At 72.3% G+C, this 24488-nt stretch carries 20 protein-coding genes, 1 tRNA gene and 1 other RNA gene; 11 read left to right on the forward strand and 11 right to left on the reverse strand.

What is annotated here, in order from left to right:
- Positions 1-141 precede the first annotated feature (141 nt).
- Positions 142-1773, forward strand: a complete 1632-nt coding sequence (locus tag LPA42_RS15775; protein ID WP_228986647.1) for an FG-GAP-like repeat-containing protein — start codon at positions 142-144, stop codon at positions 1771-1773.
- Between the two features lie 158 nt (positions 1774-1931).
- Here the strand turns inward: LPA42_RS15775 and LPA42_RS15780 are convergent, their stop codons facing one another.
- The 8 genes from LPA42_RS15780 to LPA42_RS15815 all read right to left on the reverse strand — a co-directional run bounded on the left by LPA42_RS15780 (position 1932) and on the right by LPA42_RS15815 (position 9905).
- Positions 1932-2969 (reverse strand): hypothetical protein, encoded by a 1038-nt coding sequence (locus tag LPA42_RS15780; RefSeq protein WP_077937946.1) that lies wholly within the window; start codon positions 2967-2969, stop codon positions 1932-1934.
- Between the two features lie 112 nt (positions 2970-3081).
- On the reverse strand, positions 3082-5160 hold the full coding sequence (locus LPA42_RS15785) for an NACHT domain-containing NTPase (RefSeq protein WP_096761654.1): 2079 nt from the start codon (positions 5158-5160) through the stop codon (positions 3082-3084).
- Positions 5161-5271: 111 nt separating this feature from the next.
- Positions 5272-5874, reverse strand: coding sequence for a hypothetical protein (locus LPA42_RS15790; RefSeq protein WP_077937948.1), 603 nt, complete (start codon positions 5872-5874; stop codon positions 5272-5274).
- On the reverse strand, positions 5871-6485 hold the full coding sequence (locus tag LPA42_RS15795; protein WP_077937949.1) for a hypothetical protein: 615 nt from the start codon (positions 6483-6485) through the stop codon (positions 5871-5873). Before LPA42_RS15795 ends, LPA42_RS15790 begins: the two co-directional genes overlap by 4 nt.
- A 180-nt stretch (positions 6486-6665) precedes the next feature.
- Positions 6666-8330 (reverse strand): FG-GAP and VCBS repeat-containing protein, encoded by a 1665-nt coding sequence (locus tag LPA42_RS15800; protein WP_077937950.1) that lies wholly within the window; start codon positions 8328-8330, stop codon positions 6666-6668.
- Between the two features lie 137 nt (positions 8331-8467).
- The gene (locus LPA42_RS15805) at positions 8468-8656 is read right to left on the reverse strand and encodes a hypothetical protein (protein WP_077937951.1); all 189 of its coding nucleotides are present in this window, start codon (positions 8654-8656) and stop codon (positions 8468-8470) included.
- Positions 8657-8709: 53 nt separating this feature from the next.
- Positions 8710-9594 carry a hypothetical protein gene (locus LPA42_RS15810; RefSeq protein WP_144082668.1) on the reverse strand — a complete coding sequence of 295 codons (885 nt, stop codon included), beginning with the start codon at positions 9592-9594 and terminating at the stop codon, positions 8710-8712.
- 226 nt (positions 9595-9820) lie between these two features.
- Positions 9821-9905: transfer RNA gene (locus tag LPA42_RS15815), tRNA-Ser, on the reverse strand.
- 82 nt (positions 9906-9987) lie between these two features.
- Here LPA42_RS15815 and ffs point away from each other — a divergent pair.
- The 9 genes from ffs to LPA42_RS15860 all read left to right on the forward strand — a co-directional run bounded on the left by ffs (position 9988) and on the right by LPA42_RS15860 (position 19968).
- Positions 9988-10077, forward strand: an RNA gene (ffs, locus tag LPA42_RS15820) — signal recognition particle sRNA small type.
- A gap of 131 nt (positions 10078-10208) precedes the next feature.
- Complete coding sequence (locus LPA42_RS15825; protein ID WP_228986648.1) at positions 10209-12761, forward strand: DNA polymerase III subunit gamma and tau; 2553 nt, start codon at positions 10209-10211, stop codon at positions 12759-12761.
- 110 nt (positions 12762-12871) lie between these two features.
- The gene (locus LPA42_RS15830) at positions 12872-13180 is read left to right on the forward strand and encodes a YbaB/EbfC family nucleoid-associated protein (protein WP_043964883.1); all 309 of its coding nucleotides are present in this window, start codon (positions 12872-12874) and stop codon (positions 13178-13180) included.
- A 14-nt stretch (positions 13181-13194) separates the two neighbouring features.
- The gene (recR, locus tag LPA42_RS15835; protein ID WP_043964885.1) at positions 13195-13788 is read left to right on the forward strand and encodes a recombination mediator RecR; all 594 of its coding nucleotides are present in this window, start codon (positions 13195-13197) and stop codon (positions 13786-13788) included.
- Positions 13789-14024: 236 nt separating this feature from the next.
- Positions 14025-15689, forward strand: a complete 1665-nt coding sequence (locus LPA42_RS15840) for an ABC transporter substrate-binding protein (RefSeq protein ID WP_077937955.1) — start codon at positions 14025-14027, stop codon at positions 15687-15689.
- A gap of 78 nt (positions 15690-15767) precedes the next feature.
- On the forward strand, positions 15768-16772 hold the full coding sequence (locus LPA42_RS15845; protein ID WP_043964889.1) for an ABC transporter permease: 1005 nt from the start codon (positions 15768-15770) through the stop codon (positions 16770-16772).
- Positions 16769-17731 carry an ABC transporter permease gene (locus LPA42_RS15850; RefSeq protein WP_077937956.1) on the forward strand — a complete coding sequence of 321 codons (963 nt, stop codon included), beginning with the start codon at positions 16769-16771 and terminating at the stop codon, positions 17729-17731. The genes LPA42_RS15845 and LPA42_RS15850 overlap by 4 nt, the downstream gene beginning before the upstream one ends.
- Positions 17732-17800: 69 nt before the next feature.
- Positions 17801-18868 (forward strand): ABC transporter ATP-binding protein, encoded by a 1068-nt coding sequence (locus LPA42_RS15855; protein WP_077937957.1) that lies wholly within the window; start codon positions 17801-17803, stop codon positions 18866-18868.
- Entirely contained in the window at positions 18865-19968 is a 1104-nt protein-coding gene (locus tag LPA42_RS15860) for an ABC transporter ATP-binding protein (RefSeq protein WP_043964893.1), read from the forward strand. The genes LPA42_RS15855 and LPA42_RS15860 overlap by 4 nt, the downstream gene beginning before the upstream one ends.
- Positions 19969-20069: 101 nt before the next feature.
- On the opposite strand, the gene LPA42_RS34470 is transcribed toward LPA42_RS15860, so the two are convergent.
- Both LPA42_RS34470 and LPA42_RS15870 read right to left on the reverse strand, forming a co-directional pair.
- Positions 20070-20486, reverse strand: a complete 417-nt coding sequence (locus LPA42_RS34470) for a hypothetical protein (RefSeq protein ID WP_308291151.1) — start codon at positions 20484-20486, stop codon at positions 20070-20072.
- Positions 20384-21043 carry an HNH endonuclease family protein gene (locus LPA42_RS15870; RefSeq protein ID WP_077937959.1) on the reverse strand — a complete coding sequence of 220 codons (660 nt, stop codon included), beginning with the start codon at positions 21041-21043 and terminating at the stop codon, positions 20384-20386. Before LPA42_RS15870 ends, LPA42_RS34470 begins: the two co-directional genes overlap by 103 nt.
- 148 nt (positions 21044-21191) lie before the next feature.
- Between LPA42_RS15870 and LPA42_RS15875 the strand changes: the two genes are divergently transcribed.
- Positions 21192-22586, forward strand: coding sequence for an MFS transporter (locus LPA42_RS15875; protein WP_198956590.1), 1395 nt, complete (start codon positions 21192-21194; stop codon positions 22584-22586).
- 69 nt (positions 22587-22655) lie between these two features.
- Here the strand turns inward: LPA42_RS15875 and leuA are convergent, their stop codons facing one another.
- A complete protein-coding gene (gene leuA, locus LPA42_RS15880) occupies positions 22656-24416 on the reverse strand; it encodes a 2-isopropylmalate synthase (protein WP_077937961.1) in 1761 nt (586 codons plus the stop codon).
- Positions 24417-24488: the final 72 nt, after the last annotated feature.

The following is a 24488-nucleotide window of genomic DNA, read 5'->3' on the forward strand; positions in this document are numbered from 1 at the left end:
TTTTGTCTTCCGCCGTCTCCCGCCGTCCGAACGTCGCACAACGGGTCCGAAAGTCCGTTATCGCCGTCGATCCGGGGCCCCTATCGTGTCGGGACGTAAACACGGAGCGGGGAGAGTCATTTGCGTCGGAGAACTGCAAGCGTGTCGGTCCTGGCCGTGCTGGCCGGGCTGGCGATCAGTGCCCCCGCCGAGGCGGCGGACATCGGGATCATCACCCGGGAGGGCGTCAGCCTCCAGTACGAGCGGGTGGCGAAGGCGGTGACCCCGGTGAAGGGGACGGGTGCCACCCGGTCCGACTTCGACGGCGACGGCCGCGACGACCTCGCCGCCACGGGTCAACCCTTCGAATCCAAGCTGCCCCATTACCCGACCGGGCTGGTCGTCGTGCGCTACTCGTCCGCGCCGCAGGTCGACTACTTCACCGGGGTGCTGCGGGACGTACCCAGCTGCAGCTGCTTCGGCAGCGCGGTCGTGGCGGGGGACTTCAACGGCGACGGCTACGACGACCTGGCGGTCGGCGACTCGGGCGAGGCGGACCCGCAGAACAAGACCTACGCCGGCGGGGTGTGGGTCATCCCGGGCAGCGCCTCGGGCCTGGTGGGCGGCTCGGCGATCCACTTCAACCAGAGTTCGCCGAACGTGCAGGGTGAGCCGGAGGACTACGACCAGTTCGGGGCGGTGCTCGCGGCCGGCGACATCAACGGGGACGGCCGCGACGACCTGGCGGTCGGCGCGTACGGGGAGGCGATCGGGGACAAGGCGGACGCCGGCTCGGTCTACGTCCTGTTCGGCGGGTCGACGGGGCTCACGGCCACCGGCTCGCAGTACTTCCAGCAGGACCAGGCGGCGGTGCCCGGTGCCGCCGAGCGCAACGACCAGTTCGGCCGTGCCCTCGCGATCGGCAAGGTCAACAAGGACCGGTACGCGGACCTGGTCATCGGCGCACCGTGGGAGAACGACGGCGGTGGCGCCAGCGGCAGCGGGCTGGTCACCCTGATGTGGGGGTCGGCCGGCGGTGTCTCCTCCACCGGGGCCACGTCCGTCACCGGGGCGGGAGTGCACGCGGCGACGGGCGACCGCTTCACCGTCGCCTGGCACCTGGGCGAGTCGCTCACCGTCGGCGACGTGAACGGCGACGGGCTGGGCGAGGTGATCGCCGGGGCACCGAGGGCCCAGACCCCGCAGGACAACGGCGGCCTGATCGCGGTCTTCACGGGTCGCTCCGCCGGCCTGTCCGGCAGCGCGGTGAAGATCATGACGCAGCGCACGGCCGGTGTGCCGGGAGACCCGGAGTCGTTCGACCGCTTCGGTCTGACGCTCGCGGCCGGCGACGTGACCGGTGACGGCAAGGCGGACGTGTTGGTCGGCACGCCCGGCGAGGACATCGGTTCCACCACCGACGCCGGCACAGTCACGTTGCTGAAGGGTTCCTCCTCGGGCCTGACCGGCACCGGGGCGCAGGGCTTCGACCAGAACCACTCGGTGGTGCCGGGCTCGGCCGAGCGCTGGGATCGCTTCGGTGGCACCGTTGCGCTGCTGAACCTCAACGGCACCGGCGGGCTGGACGCCGTCGTGGCGTCGGCCGGGGAGGAGGTGGCCGGCGACACGCCCGGATACGCCTCGGGCTCCATCGCCGCGTTCCACGGCTCCTCCGGTGGGCTCGTGCCGCAGGCCACCTCGTGGAGCGGCGCGTCCCTGCGTACCGATCGCATCTCGCTCCTGAACTACGGGGACCGCATCGCCGGGCCGCACTGCGGCATCACCGCTATCTGACCCGTCTGGGGCCCGCCACGGGCACGACGAACCGCCCCATGGCGGTGATCGTGCCCGCGCCGGGCCCCAGGGCTCGGCCCGCCCCGACTCACGTCACGGGGAGGTGGCGTCCCGTTGGGTGAGCCGGTATGCGCCGTCGACCGGCCTCGATACGCGGGTCAGCCCTTGATCGAGTTGGGCACCACGGGGACCGTCACCGACGTGCCCGTGTTCGCGGTGACGTCCGGCACCAGGATCCTGGTGATCTCGATCTCGGGGCGCTGGGTGCGCCTGGCGATGCTGTCCGTCTCGCGCTGCACGGGGCAGAACGGCAGCCCCAGCCAGTACTTGGCGAAGACGTCCCACGCCGCAAGCTCCTCCCGATTCAGCTTCTCGACCTCGAGGCCGTCGTCGCCCTTGCCGATGTCCGGCAGGGCCGCCTTGTCGAACGCCTCCGCCAGCAGGACGACCGTCTCGTCGTAGCGGTTGGGGTTGACGGACCGGCCGAGTCCCCAGTCGTCACGCGTCCGGCTCAGCCGCTCCCGGTCATCGTTGCTGATCTTGTTGTCCTGCTGCTCGCCGAAGAGCAGACCCCCCTCGTCCTTCCCCGTCCACCAGCTCGCGTAGTAGGCGCCCTGGTAGCCCTGGCACAGGTAGCGGTTGCCGTTCGGGTGGACTTCCAGCAGGAAGGTGTGCACGAACGGGATGGTGCAGTCGAGGAGCAGGATCTGCCCCTGCGGCGGCACCTCCCGAAGAAGCTCCAGCAACCGTTTCCCGGCACCCGAGCCGACCTTCTCCCGCTTTCCCGACTCGATGCCGCCGACGAAGGTGGGGTGCTTCTTCTTCAGCTCGGACAGGATGTTCTCGGCCGTCTTACCGCAGTTGGCCCAGTTGACACTGCCCATCGCCATGTTGAACAGGCCCTCGTTGCGGGACTTCACGACGGTCGTGTTCCTCTCGCCCAGGAACCCGCCGGTCTTCACCCGCATCTGCGCCGCCCGCACGGCCTGCGGCCAGGAGGGGAACGACTCCTTGCCCTCGGGGCCGGACCAGGTGACGAGCTGCGCCAGGATGGCCTGTCGTTCGTGCTCCGCCAACTCCTCACCGGTCGTCTGCTGATACTGGCCGAACGCCTGCTCGATCTGCTCGGCGTAGGGGTCGAGCGCGCCCGTGACGCTCAGGTCCGGAATCGGATTCTTGGCGATGGTCAGCAACATCTGCTCCTCGGCGTGATCGTCGACGTCGGAACGACGCCGACACCGAGACGATGCCGCAGGGGGAGATGCGCTGCTGTCCGAGATCCGCGGTTCTGTTATCCGCAACCCGATCTCACGGGTGCGGGAGCGCCTGGGCGTCTGACTTGGTCAGCCGGTCGGCGAAGAACTCCAGCAACTCCCGGTGGACGAAGATGTAGCCGTCGCCGACGTCCCGCAGGAACAGGCACTGCACGGCGTAGTCGAGGAACGGCCGCAGCGGCCGGGGCAGGACGCTGTCGCGGGCGAGCCGCCGGCGGACCAGCCACTGCTCGGTGAGCGGCCCGAGCGCGACGGCCACCAGCAGGTACGACGCGGCGAACGCTCCGACGACCACCCCGTACCGGAGGCCGTCGGCACCGGTGCGGGCCAGGCCGACGGGCAGCCCGCCGAGGGCGCCGGTGACGACGCCCAGCAGCGGCGCGCCGGTCGCGGCGAAGCGGAGCCGCTGCCGCAGGGCGGGGCTCGGGATCTCGCGGCGCGGCGCGCCGCCGGGCGGGCCGATCAGGTAGAGGTCGAACAGCATGGCGCGGGTGAAGGCCAGGGCGAGCAGGGTGGCCAGCAGCATCCCGAACCAGTGCGCGAAGTCGGCGAACAGGCCCGGCCAGCCGCGCAGCCCGTCGGTGAGGCCGAAGGCCAGCCCGACCAGGAGGGCTGCGGCCACGGCCGCCCACCCGACGCCGACGTTGCCGGCCACGTCGCGTAGCTCGTCGGCGGTGTCGGTCACCCAGTTGACCCGGAGGGGCCGCCGGTCCTCCGGCCGGCGTTCCCGGGAGGCGATCAGTTCGAGGTCGTCGTACTCGTCGCGGACGAGGGCGAGCAGGGTCAGCGTCGCGGCTGCCAGCCCCACCACGAGGCCGGGCCAACCGATCAGGGCAGCCCCGAGCAGGGTGACCACCCCGCCCACGGCGACGCTGGCCAGCGCCCGGCTGAGCAGGTCGGCGCTGCGCCCGGCCCAGAACGGCGACCAGGTCGGGGCGACCAGGTCCAGCACGAAGATGGTCTGCTGCCGCTTGCGCAACTGGTGGCCGAGCACCGTCAGATACTGGACGGCCTGCTCCGGCCGGTACGCCGGGTGCGGGCGGTGCCGCAGCATCGTCTCGACGTACCGGGCGAAGAGGCGGGTGCGGCGACCGCCGGGGCCGTCGGTCGGGCCGGGACCGTCGGCGTAGGCCAGGCCCATGATGGCGAGCAGCAGGGGCGACCCGGTGAACTCCCACAGGCCCTCGTCGGCGGCGAGGGCGGCCCGCAGGCCGGCGAGAGCGGTCCCGGAGCGGTCCAGGTACCGCTCGATCTGCGGCCGGGTCAGCGGCTGGATCGTCACCGTGCCGTAGACGGGCAGGCTGGTGCGGAGCTCCCGGTATTCCGACTCGCGGCAGCAGACCGCGATCGGGGTGAGCGGCTGCCGGGCGTGGAACACGGCGATCGCCGCCGCGCACTCGTCGCGGCGGGCCTCGACGACCTCGTCGAGGCCGTCGAGCAGGGGCAGGACCGCGCCGGCCTCGATCCACGCGGTCGCCTGCCGGGACGGGATGCCGTAGCGCTCGGTCAGCTCGGCGGCGAGCCACTGCTCCAGCGGCAGGCGTCGGGTCGCCCACGACGACAGGTTCAGCACCACCGGGATGGGGGCGTCCGGGTCGCGCCCGGCCCCGTCGACCAGCTCCCGGGCGAGCTCCAGCAGGGTGGTCGTCTTGCCGGAGCCGGGCGCACCGAGGATCACCACGGCGCGGTCGAGCCGCTCGAAGAGGCCGGCCACGGACGCGCCCTGGTCGAGGACGCCGGTGAAGCCGTCGCGGTGGGTGGCCCGCAGCGTCCACGGGTACCGCCGGTCGTCGGCCGATGCGGTGACGCCGAGCTGGATGCGCGCCTCGCGGTGCAGGGAGCGGTCCAGCACGCTGGTGATCCAGTACCGGCGTACCCGGTCGAGCAGGACCCGGCGGGCGTGCGCGGCGGCCACGCCGGTGACCGGCGCGGACTCCCGGGCCCGCCGGATCTCGACCACCATCACCGCCACGACCACCACGGCGAGCGCCGGCCAGGCGAGCCACAGGTGCGGCGTCCACCCGTCGGGCAGCGCCCCGGTGGCGACGTTGGTGACGACGCCCAGCAGGGTCACGCAGACCACCGAGAGGACGACCGTGGTTACCCGACGCATGCGTCGTCTCTACCGTCCGGCCCGCGTCCGCACAACCCATGATCGGGTACGCGCCGGTCAGGCCGCCTGCGGACGATGGAGCCCTCGGCTCAGCAGGAGCCCTGGCTCGGTTCAGCAGGGGCCGTAGCCCTCGGCGAAGAGGCGGCGGGCCCAGTCGGCGTACCCGGCGATGATCTTCCGGACCGTGCGGCCGTCGTGCAGGAAGAGGTACGCGCGGTCGCCGCTGCGGGCCAGCAGCCCGTCGAACCGGTACGTCCGCTGTGGAGCGTCGAGCGGGCTGACCGACCGGTAGCGGGCCCGGACCTCCCCGACCGGCGTGCCGACGCCGATGCCCTGCGGGGTGCGGACGTTGATCCGCTCCGCCGTGGGGACCGGGTCGTCGAGCCAGAGCAGCACCAGCCGGTCGTCGACGAAGATCGGGCTGACCGCGCCGTGGCCGGCGAGGGTGGGCCCGCACGCGTCCACGTCGGACGCCAGCATCCCGCGCCGGGCCAGTTCCTCCTCGGTGTCGCCGAACTCGACGTCGGTCAGGCCGTTGAGGTCGACGACCTCGTCGACCGCCTCGTCTGCTGCCGACCGGCCGGCGTCGGGCGGCGGACCGGGCGGGCGCGCGTCGCCCCCGGCGTCGACCGGCCCCTGTGGACGTACGCCGCTGCCGGCGATCGAGGCAGCCGCGAGCAGTGTCGCAATGAAAACGAATTGTCTGAATTTCATGGAATCCCCCAGTCCACAACGGCCCCGGGGCGCTCAGGTTGCTGCCGATCGCCGGATTCCCCGAATTCCCACTCCTCGGCCAGCTCGTCCCAGTAGTCGGCGCTCAGTCCGCGCCGCCCGTGCGCCAGCCAGCCGGCGGTGTTCCGCTCCAGGTGCAGGCCCAGTTCGGCGAACGGGTCGAGCCACCGCCCCGGCTCCGCGCCGATGCGGGTCAGCGCCGCGTTCAGCGGCCACTGCCCGCGCGGGGCGTCCAACACGTCGTCGAAGTGCGGCCCCCAGCTCACCGCGCCGCCGAGCCACACCACCGACGCCTGCCGGCCGAGGCCCCCCGAGAACGCCGCCTCCAGGTAGGCCACCGGTCCCGACCTCGACCACCCGGCGAACAGCCCCGCCAGGGCCGGCGACAGCACCAGCTCGAATGGCTGCTCCGGGCCGGGCTCCCCGGCGGCGAAGTCCGGCAGCGCCCCGGTCAGCTCCTGCACGAGCTGCGGGGTGACCGGCAGCAGCGCGAAGTCCTGCCGCAGCGCGGCGAGCACCGCGTGGTCCAGGTCGGCCGTCCGTTCGCGGAGCAGCTCGACATCGGCCACCACCGCGCTGAGCTGGTAACTCATCGGACCCTCCGCCGTCCACAGGCTGTGGATAGAACATGTGTACGACCGGGCGTGGTGTGCCGGCGCTGCCCCGGACCGTACCGAACGCGCCCCCTGTGGCCGCCGGGCCGGTGCGGACGTGGAAGAAGGGCCGGCCCCGGGCGGGGGCCGACCCTTCCTCCAGCGCGGGAGGTACCCGGATCAGTAGAACGAGCCGCCGCTCTGCGGCCCGGCGATGCGCAGGCCGAAGCGCTGGGGCCAGGCGCGGTCGGTGCGCAGCGACGCGCCGCTCCACGAGGTGGTCTGCGGCACGAGCCCACCGCTGGACCCGAAGAACGAGGCGATCGACCCCGACGGGTAGCCCGCCGTGTCCGACGCCACCTCCTCGCCGGTCGACGCCACGACGGCGTCCAGCGCGCCGGTGCCGTCGAGGTTCAGCAGCGCGACGGAGGCGCCGAACTTGTCCCCACGCTCGGCCGAGCCCGGCACCACCGAGTGGTTCTGGTCGAAGCCCTGCGCCCCGGTGCCCGTGAGGCCCGAGGAGGAGCCCTTCAGCAGGGTGATCATGCCGGCGCTGTCCGTCGAGCCGATGTCCTCGCCGGGCACGCCGACCAGCACGTCCGCCTTGCCGTCGCCGGTCACGTCGCCGACCGCGAGCGAGCCACCGAAGCGGTCCTCACCCTCGGGGTCGCCCGGCACGCCCGCCGTGCGCTGCGTGATGATCTTTACGGCGCTGGCCGACAGGCCGCCGGACCGGCCCGTGAACGCGGCGATGAGCCCGCCCGTGATGTGCGGAGTCTGCGCGCTGGGCGCGCCCGCGATCACCTCGCCCAGCCCGTCGCCGTTCACGTCGCCGATCGCCAGGGTCTCGCCCAGATACCAGGCGACGACGTCGGGGTTGCCCGTCGCCGGGTACACCGCCCCGCCGGTCACCGACGTCGCGCCCGTGGTCGACACGCCGCTCGCCGAGCCCCACATCAGGGTGACCATGCCGCTGCCGTTCCAGGACGTGCCGTCGTTCTCGTGCGGCGCGCCGATGACCAGGTCCGCGTACTTGTTGTTGTTGACCTTGCCAATCGCCAGCGAGAAGCCGAAGTGGTCGTTGCGCTCGGCCGAGCCCGGCACCGCCGCCTGGTCCTGCTGGAGATACTGGGAGCCGGTGGCCGTGAGCCCACCCGACCCGCCGAACAGGACGTACACCGAGCCGGCGTCCGCCTTGTCCCCGATCGCCTCCCCGTACGCGCCGATCGCCAGGTCGTCGCGGCCGTCCCCGTTGATGTCGCCGGTTGCGAGCGCGCCACCGAACCGGTCGTAGCTCTCCGGCTCGCCCTGCACGTTCGGCGAGCTCTGGTTGAAGTGCCCGGCCGCGCCGACCACCAGGCCCGAGGCGCTGCCCGGGATGACCCAGACCCCGCCCGCGTGGGTCCTGTTGCGCGGATCCACCTCGTCCGAGTCGCCGATCACCAGGTCGTCGTAGCCGTCGCCGTTGAAGTCGCCCGCCGCCAGCGCGGTGCCGAAGCAGCCGCAGCCGCCCTCCGACGACAGGACGCCGAAGAAGTAGTCGACCTGCGGCGCCGACGAGTAGCGCACGACCACCACTCCGGTCGGGTACTGGGGCAGACTGGTCTCGAAGGGATCGCCCGAGGCCGCCAGGTCGTCGCGGCCGTCGCCGTCGAAGTCCGACCGGGTGGCACCCGTCCCCTTCACCGGGGTCACCGCCTTCGCCACCCGGTGGTACTGGAGGGCGATGCCCTCCCGGGTGATGGTGCCGAACTCGTCGGCCGCCCGCGCGGGCGCACCGACCGCCAGCCCCGCCACCACGGCCAGGGCCGACACCCCTGCCGCTGTCTTTCGACGTGTCGTCATCCGACGCAACACAAACCCCCGCTCGTTGTTGGACGCCCCGACACGCTAGGGGGATAGATCAACGCCCATAACCAGGCGAACGGGCAGGTCAGCCGCCGACCGGGCAGCCCGCCCGGCCGAACGGCCGACCCGGCCTGTCACTTCAGCGCGACCCCGTCGCCGGCGGCGGACACCGACGCGACGGTGGAGTTGCCCGCGTACGACCAGCGCCAGTAGCCGGCCGCGCTGGCGGTCGTGGTCGTCTTCAGGTTGCCGCTGGCGGCGGTGTAGACGGTCTTCACCGTGGTGTAGGTGCTGCTGCTCGACTTGCGGAACTGCAGCTTCACCGGCTGGTTCGCGTACCCCGCGAAGGTGGTGGCCGCGTCGGTGGTGGCCCGGGTCAGCTGCCGGTCACGGTCAGCTTGCCGCCCTTGGCGACCGGCTCCGGGGAGGCGTCCACGGTCAGCTTGGCCACCTTGAGGAGGGTGACGCTGTCACCGCCGGAGACTGAGGCGGCGGAGGTGCCGCTCCCGGCGTACGACCACCGCCAGGCCCCCGACGCGGTGGCCGTGGCGGTCGTCTTCAGCGTGCCGTCGCTGGCGGAGGTGACCGTCTTGACGGTGGACCAGGTGGTGCTGCCCGACTTCTGGAACTGGAGCCGCACCGGCTGCCCGCCGTAGCCGACGGCGGGCCGGTTGCCCGCGACGTCCCAGGCGCTCCAGTTGGGCTGGGTCAGCTTCCCGGCGACGGTCAGCGTGCCGTCCTTGCGGACGGGCTCGGGGGTGGCGTCCGCCGTCGCCAGCGTCGTCTGCTTCAGCAGCGGCACGTTGTGGGCGGGATCGCTGTAGAGGAGGTACTGCCCGCCGTCGTAGACGTAGCCGAAGATGCGCAGCTGGACCTGCCGGCCGGCGGAGGCGTTGTCCAGGCTGTGCTGGTGGACGACGGCGGTGCCGGTGCAGGTCGACGTGGTGGCCGTGGTCTGCACGCACGTCATGTTCTGGCTGGCGGGCCCCTCCAGGAAGGTGAAGAAGTAGCCGCCGCCCACGCTCCGGAGCTGGGCGTCGATGGTCGCCACGCCGCCGGAGTCGTCGTAGATCTCGGTGACGGCGGGCACGGTGACGGAGACGGCGTTGCTGGTGCCCAGCACGATCGGCTTGCCGTTGTTGATGGTGGTGCTGCGGATCCTGGTGTCGTGGTAGTCCGCGTGGGCGGGCGGCGGCGTGAGCAGCAGGCCACCGGCGACCGCCCCTGTCACGACCAGGGCGACGTTGCGTACGGATGTCAAGGATCCCCCATGGGTCAGGAACCGCGCCCGTGGCGCGGTGGCCGCATCCTGCCACACCGGGGACGGGGCCTGGCCAGCAGATCTTGGACGGTTGTCGTCCGGCGCCGACAGCAGGTGTCCAAGTTCTGGAGGCGCTCCCGAGCGGCAGCGCGGCGAAGCGGTCGCGGAGACGACTCAGGGCCGGTCCCCGTGGGGCCGGCCCTGTCGTCCGTGCTGCTCAGGTGAGCGGAGGATACGAGATTCGAACTCGTGAGGGTGTAAACCCAACACGCTTTCCAAGCGTGCGCCCTAGGCCTCTAGGCGAATCCTCCGTGGGACAGGATACAGGTCCGCCGCGCGCCGGCCACCCCACCACCCCCCGAAGATCGACCGGGCGTCGGGTAGGGTGGGTGTCACCTCCCGTGCGGCGGTATCTCGTGAACCTCCCCAGGGCCGGAAGGCAGCAAGGATAAGCGAGCTCTGCCGGGTGCACGGGAGGCCTTTTTGTCTCCCGGCACCGCTACCGTACGCCGCAGGCCAGGTGCCGGCCAGAGTGCCGGCCGGGGCACGGGGTGGTGGGTGGTCACCCGCGCCCGACCGGCGCAGAATGGCTCGGTCGAGAGGAGGCGGGACGCGTGACACTGGCGCTCTACCGCAAGTACCGGCCGCGCACCTTCGCCGAGGTCATCGGCCAGGAGCACGTCACCGAGCCGCTGTCGCAGGCGCTGCGCAGCGGCCGGCTCAACCACGCGTACCTCTTCTCCGGGCCGCGCGGCTGCGGCAAGACCTCCAGCGCCCGCATCCTGGCCCGCTCGCTCAACTGCGAGCAGGGGCCGACGCCGGAGCCGTGCGGGCAGTGTGACTCGTGCCGCTCGCTGGCCACCGACGGGTCGGGCTCGATCGACGTCATCGAGATCGACGCGGCCAGCCACGGCGGCGTCGACGACGCCCGCGAGCTGCGCGAGAAGGCGTTCTTCGCGCCCGCCCGCAGCCGGTTCAAGATCTACGTCATCGACGAGGCGCACATGGTCTCGTCGGCCGGCTTCAACGCCCTGCTCAAGCTGGTCGAGGAGCCCCCGGAGTACGTCAAGTTCATCTTCGCCACCACCGAGCCGGAGAAAGTCCTCGGCACGATCAAGTCGCGGACCCACCACTACCCGTTCCGGCTGATCCCGCCGAAGACGCTCCGCCCCTACCTGGAGCAGCTCACCGAGGCCGAGGGGGTGACCGTCGACCCGGCGGTCTTCCCGCTGGTGGTGCGCGCGGGCGGCGGCAGCGCCCGGGACAGCCTCTCCGTGCTCGACCAGCTCATCGCGGGCGCGGGCCCGGAGGGGGTCACCTATCCCCGGGCCGCCGCGCTGCTCGGCGTCACCGACTCGGGGCTGCTCGACGAGATGTGCGACGCCCTCGCGGCCGGCGACGGCGCGGCGGCGTACGCGACCGTGGACCGGGTGGCCGAGGCCGGGCACGACGCGCGCCGCTTCGCGTCGGACCTGCTGGAGCGCCTGCGCGACCTGATCGTCCTCCAGCAGGTGCCCGACGCCGCCGAGAAGGGCCTGATCGACGGCCCGGCCGACCAGATCGAGCGGATGACCGCCCAGGCGCAGCGGCTCGGCCCGGCGACCCTGTCCCGGTGCGCCGACATCGTGCACGACGGCCTGGTGGCCATGCGCGGCACGACCGCGCCCCGGCTGCTGCTGGAGCTGATCTGCGCCCGCATGCTGCTGCCCGGCGCGGACGACTCCACAGGTGGCCTGCTCCAGCGGCTGGAGCGGATGGAGCGCCGGCTCACCCTGGGTGCCGTCGAGCTGCCGCCGGCCGCCGCCGGCTCCGCGCCGGTCGCCACCGCCCCTGCGGTACGCCCCGAGGCGACCCCCCCGCCTGCGGCGGCTGCCGCGCACCCGGCGCCGGCTGCGGCGTCCGCCGCCCCGGCGGCTGCCCCGGCTCCGTCGGCCGCCCCGCCGTCCGTGGCTGCTGCGGCGGCAGCTCCGGTGTCCGCAGGCCCCGCCCCGGCCGCTCCCGCCCCTGCCGCGCCCCGGCGGGAGGTCCCGCCGGAGGCGGTCATGCCCGACCCGGCGACCCCCGCCCCGCCCCGCCCCGGCGCGGCTGCGGCGGGTGCCCTGGACGCCGTCGCGGTGCGCCGGGTCTGGCCGGACATCGTCGCGAAGGTCAACCGGATCAAGAAGCCGGCCGCCGCGCTGATGCGCGACGCGGTGGTCCGCGACGTGGACGGCGACACGCTGGTGCTGACCGTCAAGTCTCCGGTGCTTGCGCAGATGATGGGCAACCACACGTCGGTGCTGGCCGAGGCGCTCTACGAGGAGTTCGGCGGGCGCTGGCAGGTGCGCTGCGAGGTGGCCGGCGAGCGGGGCGGCGGCTCCCGGGGGCCCGCCCCCGCCCCGCCCCGCCCCGCGCCGGCCCCGCCCGCGTCCCCCTCATCCGCGGCCCACGCGCCCGCCACGAACGCCCGCCCGTCGCCCGGCACCGCGCCGGGTCCTGCCGGCGGTGCTGCCCCGGCCGGCGGTGCCGCTGGCGCTGACGAGGAGTGGCCCGAGCCCGCCCGACCCGGTGGGGCCGCCACCGCTCCCGCCGCGAGCGCACCGGCCGGGGACGACTGGCCGGAGGCGGCCCGCCCGGGTGGCGCCGCCCCCGCCGCGCCGCCGGCAACGGCCCCGCCCGGCGGGCCCGCCCCGGTGGCCGCCGCGCGTGCCGCCGCCCCGGCGACGTCGCCCCATGGCACCGCCAACGGTGCTGCGGCCAACGGTGCCGCTGCGGCGACGCCGGCCAACGGAGCCGCCGCGCGTGGTGCCGGCCCCGCCGCGCCGGCCAACGGTGCCGCCGCCCCGGGCGGCAGGGCTCCCGCTGCCGGCAGCGGGCTCGCCGCCGCGCGGGCTGCGGCGGCCGGCCGGGGTGCGCGTACCCAGAACGGGGCCCGCAAGACCGCGGACGCCGACTGGGCGGGCGAGCCGCCCTACGACCCGGACTTCGACGGGCCGGTGCGCGGCGGTGGCCGCCCGGGCCCGGCGGCGCCGGCCGCCCCGACCTACGAGGGCTTCGACCCGGGCGACGAGCCGCTCGACGAGGTGATCGACGAGCGGACGGCCCGGCAGTCCAGCGAGGAGCAGGCGGTGCAGCTGCTCCGGGAGGCGTTCGGCGCGGAGAAGATCGACGAGGTGGACGCCCGCTGACGCGGGCGTCGCCCGTGCCAGGCAACAGTCTGCGCCCCGGTTAGGCTGGGCGCGGTCGAGCAGACGAGTGCGAGAAGGAGCCATCCGTGCGCCCAGGTGGACAGCCGAACATGCAGCAGATGCTGAAGCAGGCGCAGAAGATGCAGCAGCAGATCGCCAAGGCCCAGGCCGAGCTTGCCGAGGCCGAGCTGACCGGCACCGCCGGGGGCGGCCTGGTCGCCGTGACGGTCTCCGGCTCCGGCGACGTGAAGAGCATCAAGATCGACCCGAAGGCGGTCGACCCGGAGGACGTGGAGACGCTGGAGGACCTGGTGGTCGCCGCGTTGCACAACGCCGCCGAGGCCGCCCGGGCGCTGACGGAGCAGAAGATGGGCCCGGTCGCGGGCGGGATGGGCGGCCTCGGCCTGCCCGGCTTCTGAGCCGGCCGACGCAGATGTACGAAGGTGCCATCCAGGACCTGATCGACGAGCTGGGGCGACTGCCGGGCGTGGGCCCGAAGAGCGCACAGCGGATCGCCTTCCACGTCCTGTCGGCCGATCCGGCCGACATCAACCGGCTGGCCGGCGCGCTGCGCAAGGTCAAGGACCTGGTGCGCTTCTGCACCACCTGCTACAACGTGGCCGAGTCCGAGCAGTGCCGGATCTGCCGTGACCCGCGCCGCAGCGACGAGGTGCTCTGCGTGGTCGAGGAGCCCAAGGATGTCGTGGCGATCGAGCGCACGGGCGAGTTCCGGGGCCGCTACCACGTGCTCGGCGGGGCGATCAATCCGCTGGAGGGGATCGGGCCGGACAACCTGCGCATCCGCGAGCTGATGACCCGGCTGGGCGGCGGCGCGGTGCGGGAGCTGATCCTGGCCACCGACCCGAACACCGAGGGCGAGGCGACGGCGACGTACCTGGCGCTGATGGTCAAGCCGATGGGCATCTCGGTGACCCGGCTGGCCAGCGGCCTGCCGGTGGGCGGCGACCTGGAGTACGCCGACGAGATCACCCTCGGCCGCGCGTTCGAGGGGCGCCGGGCGGTCTGACAGCAGGTGCCCTCAGGGGCAGGGGCGACGTAACAGTTTGGCATCGTGGTTTCGGATCGTTCGGCGAAACTCGCTTTTGGCCGTAGATTCTTCGGTCGTCTCGCGCCTGGGACACGATCCGATACCAACCCTTGCCCTGCCAGTTTCGGGCCGGTCCGAACGGGAGCTAAGGTCACGGCCATCGGTGACCCCTGTCACCACGTTGTCCGTACCCCCAAGGACGAGGTGAAGCACCCATGCGTGCACCCAGGCCGAAGGTCGCTGTCGCGGCCGTCGCGGTCGCGGCCCTCGCGGTAGCAGGCTGCGCCGAGAGCAACCGCGATGACAACTCCGGCGGTAGCAAGAAGGACACCATGGTCTTCGGCGTGGCCGGCGACCCGAAGGTCCTCGACCCCAGCTTCGCCAGCGACGGCGAGTCGCTGCGCGTGGCGCGCCAGGTCTTCGAGACGCTGGTCCGGCCGGAGGAGGGTGGCACCAAGGTCACCCCGGGGCTGGCCGAGTCCTGGACCCCGGACGCCGCCGGCACCACGTGGACGTTCAAGCTGCGTTCCGGCGTGAAGTTCCACGACGGCACCGACTTCAACGCCGAGGCCGTCTGCGCCAACTTCGACCGCTGGTACAACGCCAAGGGTCTCATGCAGAGCCCCGACGTGACCGCGTACTGGCAGGACGTCATGGGCGGCTTCGCCAAGAACGAGGACCCGGAGCTGCCGCCGAGCCTCTTCAAGTCCTGCACCGCCAAGGACGCCACCACCGTGGACCTCGCGTTCACCCGGGTCTCCAGCAAGATCCCGGCCGCGCTGATGCTGCCCTCGTTCTCGATCCACAGCCCGAAGGCGCTCCAGCAGTACGACGCCAGCAACGTCGGCGGCACCGCCGAGGACATCAAGTACCCGTCGTACGCGACGGAGCACCCGACCGGCACCGGCCCGTTCAAGTTCAAGTCCTGGGACGTCGCCAACAAGACGCTCACCATCGAGCGCAACGACGACTACTACGGCACCAAGGCCAAGCTGAAGACCCTGATCTTCAAGACCATCTCCGACGAGAACGCGCGCAAGCAGGCGCTGCGCTCCGGCGACATCCAGGGGTACGACCTGGTCGGCCCGGCCGACGTCGAGCCGCTGAAGACCGAGGGCTTCAACGTCCTCACCCGCCCGGCGTTCAACGTCCTCTACCTGGCCATCAACCAGAAGGGGAACCCGAAGCTCGCCGACCTCAAGGTCCGGCAGGCGATCGCGTACGCGCTCAACCGGCAGGCGCTGGTCGACTCGAAGCTGCCCCCGGGCGCGAAGGTCGCGCTGAACTTCATGCCCGACACCGTCGAGGGCTTCAACGGCGACGTCACCAAGTACGACTACAACCCGGAGAAGGCCAAGGCGCTGCTGGCCGAGGCCGGCGCGTCGAACCTGACGCTGAAGTTCCACTACCCGACCGAGGTCACCCGGCCGTACATGCCGAACCCGAAGGACATCTTCGAGCTGCTCTCGGCGGACCTCAAGGCGGTCGGCATCAACGTCGAGGCCATCCCGCTGAAGTGGAGCCCCGACTACCTGAACGCCACCACCTCCGGCAGCAAGCACGACCTGCACTTCCTCGGCTGGACCGGTGACTACGGCGACGCCTACAACTTCATCGGCACGTTCTTCGACCGGCCGAAGGACGAGTGGGGCTTCAACAACGCCCAGCTCTTCGCCCAGTTCAAGGACGCGGACACCACCGCCGACCAGGCGGCCCGGGTGGAGAAGTACAAGGCCCTCAACAAGGCGATCATGGACCTGCTGCCGGGTGTGCCGATCTCGCACTCGCCGCCGGCGATCGTGTTCGGCAAGGACGTGACCGGGATCAAGGCGAGCCCGCTCACCGACGAGCGGTTCTCGACCGGCGAGTTCAAGTCCTGACCTGACGCAAGGACCACGGGCGGGCGCCGTTACCCACGGCGCCCGCCCGCAGCCCTCCGTACCCCTTTCGAGGCCGCCGTGTTCCGGTTCATCGTCAGACGCCTGCTCCAGCTGATACCGACGCTGTTCGGGCTCTCCCTCCTGTTGTTCATCTGGCTCCGGCGGCTGCCCGGCGGCCCCGAGACCGCCATCCTCGGCGAGCGCGGCACCCCGGAGATGCGCGCCGCCATCCGCCGCAACCTCGGCCTCGACGAGCCGATCCTGATCCAGTACGGCCGGTTCGTCCGGCGACTGATCAAACTGGACCTGGGCACCTCGACCTCCACCAAGCGCCCGGTCGTCACCGAGTTCTTCGAGCGGTTCCCCGGCACCGTCGAGCTGACCGTGATGGCCATGATCATCGCCATCGGCATCGGCATCCCGCTCGGCTACCTGGCCGCCCGCCGCCGGGGCCGGCTGTTCGACCACCTGTCGGTCGGCGGCTCGCTGATCGGCATCTGCATCCCGGTGTTCTTCCTCGCGTACGTGCTCAAGGCCCTCTTCTCGGAGAACCTCGGCTGGTTCCCGTCCAGCGGCCGGCAGGACCCGACCCTCGGCGCGACCCGGATCACCAACTTCTTCGTCCTCGACGGGCTGATGACCCGGGAGTGGGACGCCGCCGCCGACGCCCTCTGGCACCTGGTGCTGCCGGGCCTCGCGCTGGCGAGCATCCCCCTGGCGATCATCGTCCGGATCACCCGGGCCAGCGTGCTGGAGGTGCTCAACGAGGACTTCGTCCGCACCGCCGAGGCCAAGGGCCTCACCGAGTCGACGGTCCGCCGCCGGCACGTGCTGCGCAACGCCATGCTCCCCGTGGTCACCTCGATCGGCCTGCTCACCGGCGGGCTGCTCTCCGGCGCGGTGCTGACGGAGACCGTCTTCGCCTTCAGCGGCATCGGGGCGTTCGTCGCCGAGGCGATCAGCCAGCGCGACTATCCCGTGCTGATGGGCTTCATCCTGATCATCGCGGTGGTGTACGTGCTGGTGAACCTCCTCGTGGACCTCTCCTACAGCGTGATCGACCCGAGGGTGAGGGTGCGATGACGATCAGCCCCGGCAAGAAGCGCGAGAAGATCGACCGGCTCGCCGAGTTGGCCGCCCGGGACGACGAGCGCGGCGTGAGCCTCTGGCGGGAGGCGTTCCGCCGGTTGCGGCGCAACCCGGCCGCGATCGTCGGCGCGGTCATCCTGGCCCTGTTCCTGCTGATCGCCATCGTCGGCCCGTTCCTCGTCCCCTACCCGGCCGACGCGCAGCTGTGGAAGGGCGAGATCCGGGACAACATCGGCTACTTCCCGGGCCCCCGGGCCGACAACTGGTTCGGCGTCGACCACATCGGCCGCGACGAGTTCAGCCGCATGATCGTCGGTGCCCGGCAGACCCTGCTCGTCGGCGTGGTCTCCACGCTGATCGGCCTGGCCGTCGGGTCGCTCATCGGCGGCATCGCCGGGGCCAGCGCCGGCCTCGGCGGCAAGTGGGGCCGGGCCGTCGACAACACCCTCATGCGCTTCGTCGACATGCTGCTGGCCATGCCGAGCCTGCTGCTGGCCATCAGCATCGCCGCGCTGCTCGGCGCCGGCCTCACCACCGTCATGATCGCGGTCGGCGTGGTCTCCGTGCCGGTCTTCGCCCGGCTGCTGCGCGGGTCGATGATCTCCCAGTCGAACAGCGACTACGTGCTCGCCGCGACGTCGCTGGGCGTGCGGAAGCCGAAGATCGCCCTGACCCACGTGGTGCCGAACTCGCTCGCCCCGGTCATCGTCCAGGCGACGCTGACCCTGGCCACCGCGATCATCGAGGCCGCGGCGCTGTCGTTCCTCGGCCTGGGCAACAACGACGCGTCCATCCCCGAGTGGGGCGTGATGCTCGCCGACGCGCAGCGCTACCTCGACGCCGCGCCCCGGCTCGCCATCCTGCCCGCCCTCGCCATCATCGTCACCGCGCTCGGCTTCACCCTGCTCGGCGAGGCGATGCGCGAGGCCCTCGACCCGAAGCTGCGGAAGTAGGTCGGCTGTCGTGTGTGCAGCGCGAGGAGTGAGCTTGCGAGCCCCGCAGTCGCAAACGGAAGGCCGATAATGGCACTGCTCGAAGTGGACGACCTCTCCGTCACCTTCGCCCGGCGCGGTCAGCGCACCGTGCACGCCGTCGACGGGGTCTCCTTCTCCGTCGACGCGGGCGAGGTGGTCGGCCTCGTCGGCGAGTCCGGCTGCGGCAAGAGCGTCACGTCGCTGGCGATCATGGGTCTGCTGCCCAGGCAGCCCGGCCTGCGGGTCGGCGGCAGGGCCGTCTTCGACGGCACGGACCTGCTCCAGCTCGACGACCGGTCCCGGCGCGACATCCGGGGCCGGGACGTCGCGATGATCTTCCAGGATCCGCTCTCCTCGCTGAACCCGGTGATCCCGATCGGGCTCCAGGTGACCGAGGTGCTCACCCGGCACCGGGGGATGAAGGGGGAGGCGGCCCAGAAGGAGGCCGCCGACCTGCTCGACCGGGTCGGCATCCCCGACCCGCGCCGCCGGCTCAAGGAATACCCGCACCAGCTCTCCGGCGGCATGCGGCAGCGGGCCCTGATCGCCATGGCGGTGGCCTGCCAGCCCCGGCTGCTCATCGCCGACGAGCCGACCACCGCGCTCGACGTCACCATCCAGGCGCAGATCCTGGAGCTGCTCAAGGAACTGGTCCGGGACTCCGGCACCGCGCTCGTGATGATCACCCACGACCTGGGGGTGGTCGCCGGCATGTGCGACACGATCAACGTGCTGTACGCCGGCCGGGTGGTGGAGACGGCCCGCCGCCGCCCGCTGTTCCGCGAGCCGCGGCACCCGTACACCGTGGGGTTGCTCGGCTCGGTGCCGCGCCTGGACGCCGGGCGCGGCGAACGGCTCAACCCCATCCCCGGCTCCGTGCGGGACGTGCTGGCCTGGCCGGACGGCTGCGCCTTCGCCCCGCGCTGCACCCGCCGGGTCGACGAGTGCGTGGGGGCGCCGCCGGAGCTGACGCTCACCTACGACGGCCGCAGCTACCGGTGCGTCAACCCGCCCCCGGTCCCCGGCACGCTGCCCCCGGCGGCGACCGACGCCGGCGCGTCGGAGCCCGCGACCGGCGGCCCGGTGCCCGCACCGCGCGAGGAGGAGAAGCCGTGACCGAGAGCGACATCCTCGTCGAGGTCCGCGACCTGAAGGTGCACTTCCCGATCAAGCGGGGGCTGATCCTCGACCGGGTCGTCGGCCACGTCAAGGCCGTCGACGGCGTCGACCTGAGCATCCCGCGCGGCAAGACGTACGGGCTGGTCGGCGAGTCCGGCTGCGGCAAGTCCACGCTCGGCCGGGCGCTGCTCCAGCTCACCCCGCCCACCGGCGGCGAGGTCCGCTTCGACGGCGTCGAGCTGACCACCCTCGCGGCGGGGAAGCTGCGCACCATGCGCCGCCGGATGCAGATGATCTTCCAGGACCCGATGTCGAGCCTCGACCCCCGGCAGAACGTCGAGTCGATCCTGACCGAGGGGTTGCAGACCCACGGCATCGGCACCGACCGCGACGACCGGCGGCGGATCATCGGCGAGACCCTCGACGCCGTCGGGCTGCCCCGGTGGGCGCTGTCCCGCTACCCGCACGAGTTCTCCGGCGGCCAGCGGCAGCGCATCGGCATCGCCCGGGCCCTCGTGCTCGGCCCCGAGCTGATCGTCGCCGACGAGCCCGTCTCCGCCCTGGACGTCTCCATCCAGGCCCAGGTGGTGAACCTGCTCGACGAACTCCAGGACAACCTGGGCCTGACGTACCTGGTGATCGCGCACGACCTGGCCGTGGTCAAGCACATCTCCGACGTCGTCGGCGTCATGTACCTGGGCGCGCTGGTCGAGGAGGCGCCGAGCGACCGGCTCTACAGCGAGCCGCTGCACCCGTACACGCGGGCGCTCATGTCGGCCGTGCCCGTGCCGGACCCGGACGTCGAGGACCGGCGGGAACGCATCCTGCTCGCCGGTGACCTGCCCTCGCCGGCCAACCCGCCGTCGGGCTGCCGCTTCCACACCCGCTGCCCGTGGGCCCAGCCGACCCGCTGCGCCGACGAGCGGCCGGCGCTGCGGGAGATCGGCGGCAGCCGGGTCGCCTGCCACTTCGCGGAGCGGATCGCCAGCGGCGAGCTGCGCCCGCACAAGGTGAGCGCCCAGATCGTGCGGCCCGAGGGCGAGGGCGAGGACCCGGCGGTCGTCTCGGCCCCCACGGAACCCGGCTCCTACGTCTGAGGTGCAAGGAGGGGCCCCCTGTTAACGCATTCTGCATAGCAGGGGGCCCCTGTTAACACCTGTGGCCGGTCTGCCCTCCGGGCGTTCAGCTCGGCGGCCGGTCAGCCCTCCGGGCGGTGGAGCAGGCCGACGGCGATCGTGTGCACGGCGTCCAGCCCGGCCGGATCGGCCAGCGGGGCCCGCCCGCCGGTGACGGCGTACCACTCGTCGGCCTCCCGGTACTGCACGCGCAGGGCGACCTGGCCGTCGGCGTACTCGGTGCGCAGGGTCAGCTCGCCGGTCACCACGCCGACCTCGTCGGTCATCACGCCGCCGGGGCCGGGCACGATGTCGGCCGTACGGCTCGACGCTTCGCCCCCGGTAGCGCCCGCGTCCGGGGCCTGCCCCGGTGCCGGTGCCGCCCCGGCCTCGCCCGTCACGGCTTGCTCGCCCATGTGCAGCCCCCCAACATGTCGGACAGGGCGGCCTTCTCGGCACTGGTCACCGTCAGCCGCCAGTGGTGCTTCACCGTCACCCAGTCCTCGGCGTACTGGCACCAGTACGACCGGTTCGCCGGCTTCCACTGCGACGGATCCTGGTCACCCTTGGACCGGTTGGAGGACGCCGAAACGGCGATGAGCTGCGGTCGCGTGAGATCGTTGGCGAAGTCGCCCCGCTTGGCGTCGTCCCACTCGTCGGCACCCGAGCGCCACGCGTTGGCCAGCGGGACCGTGTGGTCGATGTCCACGTCGGAGGGGTCGGTGAACGTCCGCCCGTCGTACACGCTCTCCCAGCGGCCCGCGACCACGTTGCAGCCGGAGAACCGGATGTCCTTGCCGTCGCGCTTCAGCACGCTGTCGCGTACGTCGCAGTTCTTGCCGGTGTCCCGCCAGTGCGGGAAGCGGCTGCGGCTGTAACCCTTCATCGACGCGGCGCTCGCCACGGTGAGCTGGTCGAGCATCTGCCCGACGTTGCCCCCGCCGCCGCTGGGCGCGGCCTCCGGCTCGTCGACCACCTCGCAGCCGGCGGTCGCGACGGCCAGCGCCACGGCGAGCGCGGCGACCACGGCCGCGCGACGTCCTGATCTGGTACGCACAGACGACACCTCTCCAGCTTGCGGGCTCCCGGCGATTGCGCACAGTACCCCGGCACCGTTTCCATGATTCGTGGCGTCCGGCAAATCGGCCGGAGGAACACTGGTACCCGTGACCGCACCCACACCGCCCCACGCTCCCGCGCTCCGGATGGGCACCCCCGCCGGCCGGGGCACCCTGCTCGCCGCCATCCTCGCCTCCGGCATGGTCTTCCTGGACAGCACGGTGGTCAACGTCGCACTGCCCCGCCTCGGTGCGGACCTCGGCGCCACCGTGGCCGGTCTCCAGTGGACCGTCAACGGCTACCTGTTGATGCTGGCCGCGTTCGTGCTGCTCGGCGGCGCGCTGGGCGACCGCTTCGGGCGGCGGCGCGTCTTCCTCCTCGGGGTGGTCTGGTTCGCCGTCGCCTCCGCGCTGTGCGGCCTGGCCCAGGGCACCGGCTGGCTGATCGCGGCCCGGTTCCTCCAGGGCGCCGGCGGCGCGCTGCTCACCCCCGGCTCGCTGTCGGTGCTCCAGTCCAGCTTCCACCCGGACGACCGGGGCCGGGCCATCGGCACCTGGTCCGGGCTGGCCGGGGTCTCCACCGCGCTCGGCCCGTTCGTCGGCGGCTGGCTGATCGACGCCCTGTCCTGGCGGTGGATCTTCTTCATCAACCTGCCGCTGGCCGTGCCGGTGGTGCTCGCCGCGCTGCGCTGGGCACCCGAGAGCCGCGACGTCGACGCCTCGCGTACCGGATCGGGCCGGCGGCGGTTCGACGTGGCCGGCGCGCTGCTCGGCGCGCTCGGCCTCGGTGGCGTGACGTACGCCCTGATCGACGCACCGGCCCGCGGGGTGACCTCGCTGCCGGTGCTGGCGTCGGTGCTGGTCGGCGTGCTCGCGGCCGTGGCGTTCGTGCTGGTGGAACGCCGCCGGGGCGACACCGCGATGCTGCCCACCGGCCTGTTCGGCAGCCGGCTCTTCTCGGTGCTGAACGTCTTCACGGTGGTGGTGTACGCGGCCCTCGGCGGGTTCACCTTCTTTCTCTCCGTCTACCTGCAGAACGTCGTCGGCTGGTCGGCCATGCTCACCGGCCTGGCCACCGTACCGATGACGGTGCTGCTGCTGGTCGGCTCGTCGCGGGCCGGCGCGCTGTCGGCCCGGATCGGGCCCCGGCTGCCGCTGACGATCGGGCCGGTCGTGGCCGCGCTCGGCCTGCTGCTGCTGCGCGGGGTGTCCCCGGGCGCGTCGTACTGGACGGACGTGCTGCCCGGGGTGACCCTCTTCGGCCTCGGCCTCACCCTCGTGGTGGCCCCGCTGACCGCCTCGGTGCTGGCCGCCGTGGCGGACCGGTTCGCCGGGGTGGCCAGCGGGTTCAACAACGCCGCGTCGCGGGCCGGCGGCCTGCTCGCGGTGGCCGCGCTGCCGCTGCTGGTCGGGCTGAGCGGCACCGGGTACGAGCAGGCGGCGGCCCTGACCGACGCGTTCCGGGGGGCGATGCTCTGGTGCGCGAGCGGGCTGCTGGCGGGCGCGGCGATGGCCGGCCTGCTGATCCACCGCCCCAGGTGAGCGGCAGCGCTCGTTAGGAAGGGCCCCCTGCTATGCAGAATGCGTTAACAGGGGGCCCTTCCTTGCACCTCAGGCGCGGGCGCGGTTGACGGCGCTGGTGACCGCCTTCACGGAGGCGGTGACGATGTTCGCGTCCACCCCGACGCCCCACACCGTGCGACCGTCCACCTCGCACTCGACGTACGCGGCGGCCTGCGCGTCGCCGCCGGAGGAGAGCGCGTGCTCGTGGTAGTCGAGCACCCGTACCGCCACGCCCACCGACTCCAGCGCGTTGACGTACGCGTCGATGGGGCCGTTGCCGACGGCGGTCAGCGACCGGGTGTCCGACCCGCCGACGCCGACCCGGGCCTCGATCTCGACCTTGCCGTCGACGGTGCCGATGGCGTAGCCGGCCAGCGTCAGCGCCGGGTCGCTCTGGTGGTCGACCAGGTAATGCCCGGCGAAGATGTCCCACATGGTGCCGGGGTCGACCTCGCCGCCGCCGTGGTCGGTGACCTGCTGGACCACGCCGGAGAACTCGATCTGCAGGCGGCGGGGCAGGTCGAGCTGGTGCTCGCTCTTCATGATGTACGCGACGCCGCCCTTGCCGGACTGCGAGTTGACCCGGATGACCGCCTCGTAGGTGCGGCCCAGGTCCTTCGGGTCGACCGGCAGGTAGGGCACGGCCCAGGCGAAGTCGTCGACCGGCACCCCGGCCGCCGCCGCGTCGGCGTGCAGGGCGTCGAAGCCCTTCTTGATGGCGTCCTGGTGGGAGCCGGAGAAGGCGGTGTAGACCAGGTCGCCCGCGTACGGGTGGCGCTCGTGCACCGGCAGCTGGTTGCAGTACTCGACGGCCCGCTTGACCTCGTCGATGTTCGAGAAGTCGATCATCGGGTCGATGCCCTGGGAGAACAGGTTGAGCCCCAGCGTCACCAGGTCGACGTTGCCGGTGCGCTCGCCGTTGCCGAACAGGCAGCCCTCGATCCGGTCCGCGCCGGCCAGCAGGCCCAGCTCGGCGGCGGCCACGCCGGTGCCCCGGTCGTTGTGCGGGTGCAGGCTCAGCACCAGGCTGTCGCGGCGGGGCAGGCGGCGGTGCATCCACTCGATCGAGTCGGCGTACACGTTGGGGGTGGCCATCTCGACGGTCGCCGGCAGGTTGATGATCAGCTTGCGGTCCGGGGTCGGGTCGATCACTTCGATCACCGCCGAGCAGACCTGGAGCGCGTACTCCAGCTCGGTGCCCGTGTACGACTCCGGAGAGTATTCGTAGTAGATCTCCGTGTCGGGGGTGTGGATCTCCGCGTACTTCTGGCAGAGCCGCGCGCCGCTGGTGGCGATGTCGGTGATGCCGTCCCGGTCCAGGCCGAAGACCACCCGACGCTGGAGCGTGGAGGTCGAGTTGTAGAAGTGCACGATCGCCCGCTTCGCGCCGCGCAGCGACTCGAACGTCCGCTCGATCAGGTGCTCCCGGCACTGGGTGAGCACCTGGATGGTCACGTCGTCGGGGATCAGATCCTGCTCGATGAGCTGCCGGACGAAGTCGTAGTCGGTCTGGCTGGCCGACGGGAAGCCGACCTCGATCTCCTTGTAGCCCATCTGCACCAGCAGCTGGAACATCCGGCGCTTGCGCTCGGGGGACATCGGGTCGATCAGGGCCTGGTTGCCGTCGCGCAGGTCCACGGCGCACCAGCGGGGCGCGGCCTCGACGTGCCGCGTCGGCCAGGTGCGGTCGGGCAGGTCGATCCGGAACTGCTGCTGGTAGGGCTGGTAGCGGTGGTGCGGCATCCGGCTGGGGCGCTGCCGGGCGAAGGGATCAGCGTCGGTGTCGGAGGCGGTGGCGGGTTGAGCCATGGCGGAGTGTTCCCCCTGAGTCAGGTGGCGTCAGCAATCGGAAGGCCGGCGACGGTGCGGCAGCGGCGGCTG

The organism is Micromonospora sp. DH13 (assembly GCF_020873825.1).
GTDB lineage: Bacteria > Actinomycetota > Actinomycetes > Mycobacteriales > Micromonosporaceae > Micromonospora > Micromonospora haikouensis.

Excerpts from the sequence above, each read along its gene's own strand:
- LPA42_RS15795 (WP_077937949.1), bottom strand. The coding sequence starts at position 6,485 with ATGAGTTACCAGCTCAGCGCGGTGGTGGCCGATGTCGAGCTGCTCCGC.
- LPA42_RS15855 (WP_077937957.1), top strand. The coding sequence starts at position 17,801 with ATGGCACTGCTCGAAGTGGACGACCTCTCCGTCACCTTCGCCCGGCGC.
- LPA42_RS15875 (WP_198956590.1), top strand. The coding sequence starts at position 21,192 with ATGGGCACCCCCGCCGGCCGGGGCACCCTGCTCGCCGCCATCCTCGCC.
- LPA42_RS15785 (WP_096761654.1), bottom strand. The coding sequence starts at position 5,160 with ATGCGTCGGGTAACCACGGTCGTCCTCTCGGTGGTCTGCGTGACCCTG.
- LPA42_RS15830 (WP_043964883.1), top strand. The coding sequence starts at position 12,872 with ATGCAGCAGATGCTGAAGCAGGCGCAGAAGATGCAGCAGCAGATCGCC.
- LPA42_RS15780 (WP_077937946.1), bottom strand. The coding sequence starts at position 2,969 with ATGTTGCTGACCATCGCCAAGAATCCGATTCCGGACCTGAGCGTCACG.
- leuA (WP_077937961.1), bottom strand. The coding sequence starts at position 24,416 with ATGGCTCAACCCGCCACCGCCTCCGACACCGACGCTGATCCCTTCGCC.
- LPA42_RS15800 (WP_077937950.1), bottom strand. The coding sequence starts at position 8,330 with ATGACGACACGTCGAAAGACAGCGGCAGGGGTGTCGGCCCTGGCCGTG.
- LPA42_RS15840 (WP_077937955.1), top strand. The coding sequence starts at position 14,025 with ATGCGTGCACCCAGGCCGAAGGTCGCTGTCGCGGCCGTCGCGGTCGCG.
- LPA42_RS15850 (WP_077937956.1), top strand. The coding sequence starts at position 16,769 with ATGACGATCAGCCCCGGCAAGAAGCGCGAGAAGATCGACCGGCTCGCC.
- LPA42_RS15790 (WP_077937948.1), bottom strand. The coding sequence starts at position 5,874 with ATGAAATTCAGACAATTCGTTTTCATTGCGACACTGCTCGCGGCTGCC.
- recR (WP_043964885.1), top strand. The coding sequence starts at position 13,195 with ATGTACGAAGGTGCCATCCAGGACCTGATCGACGAGCTGGGGCGACTG.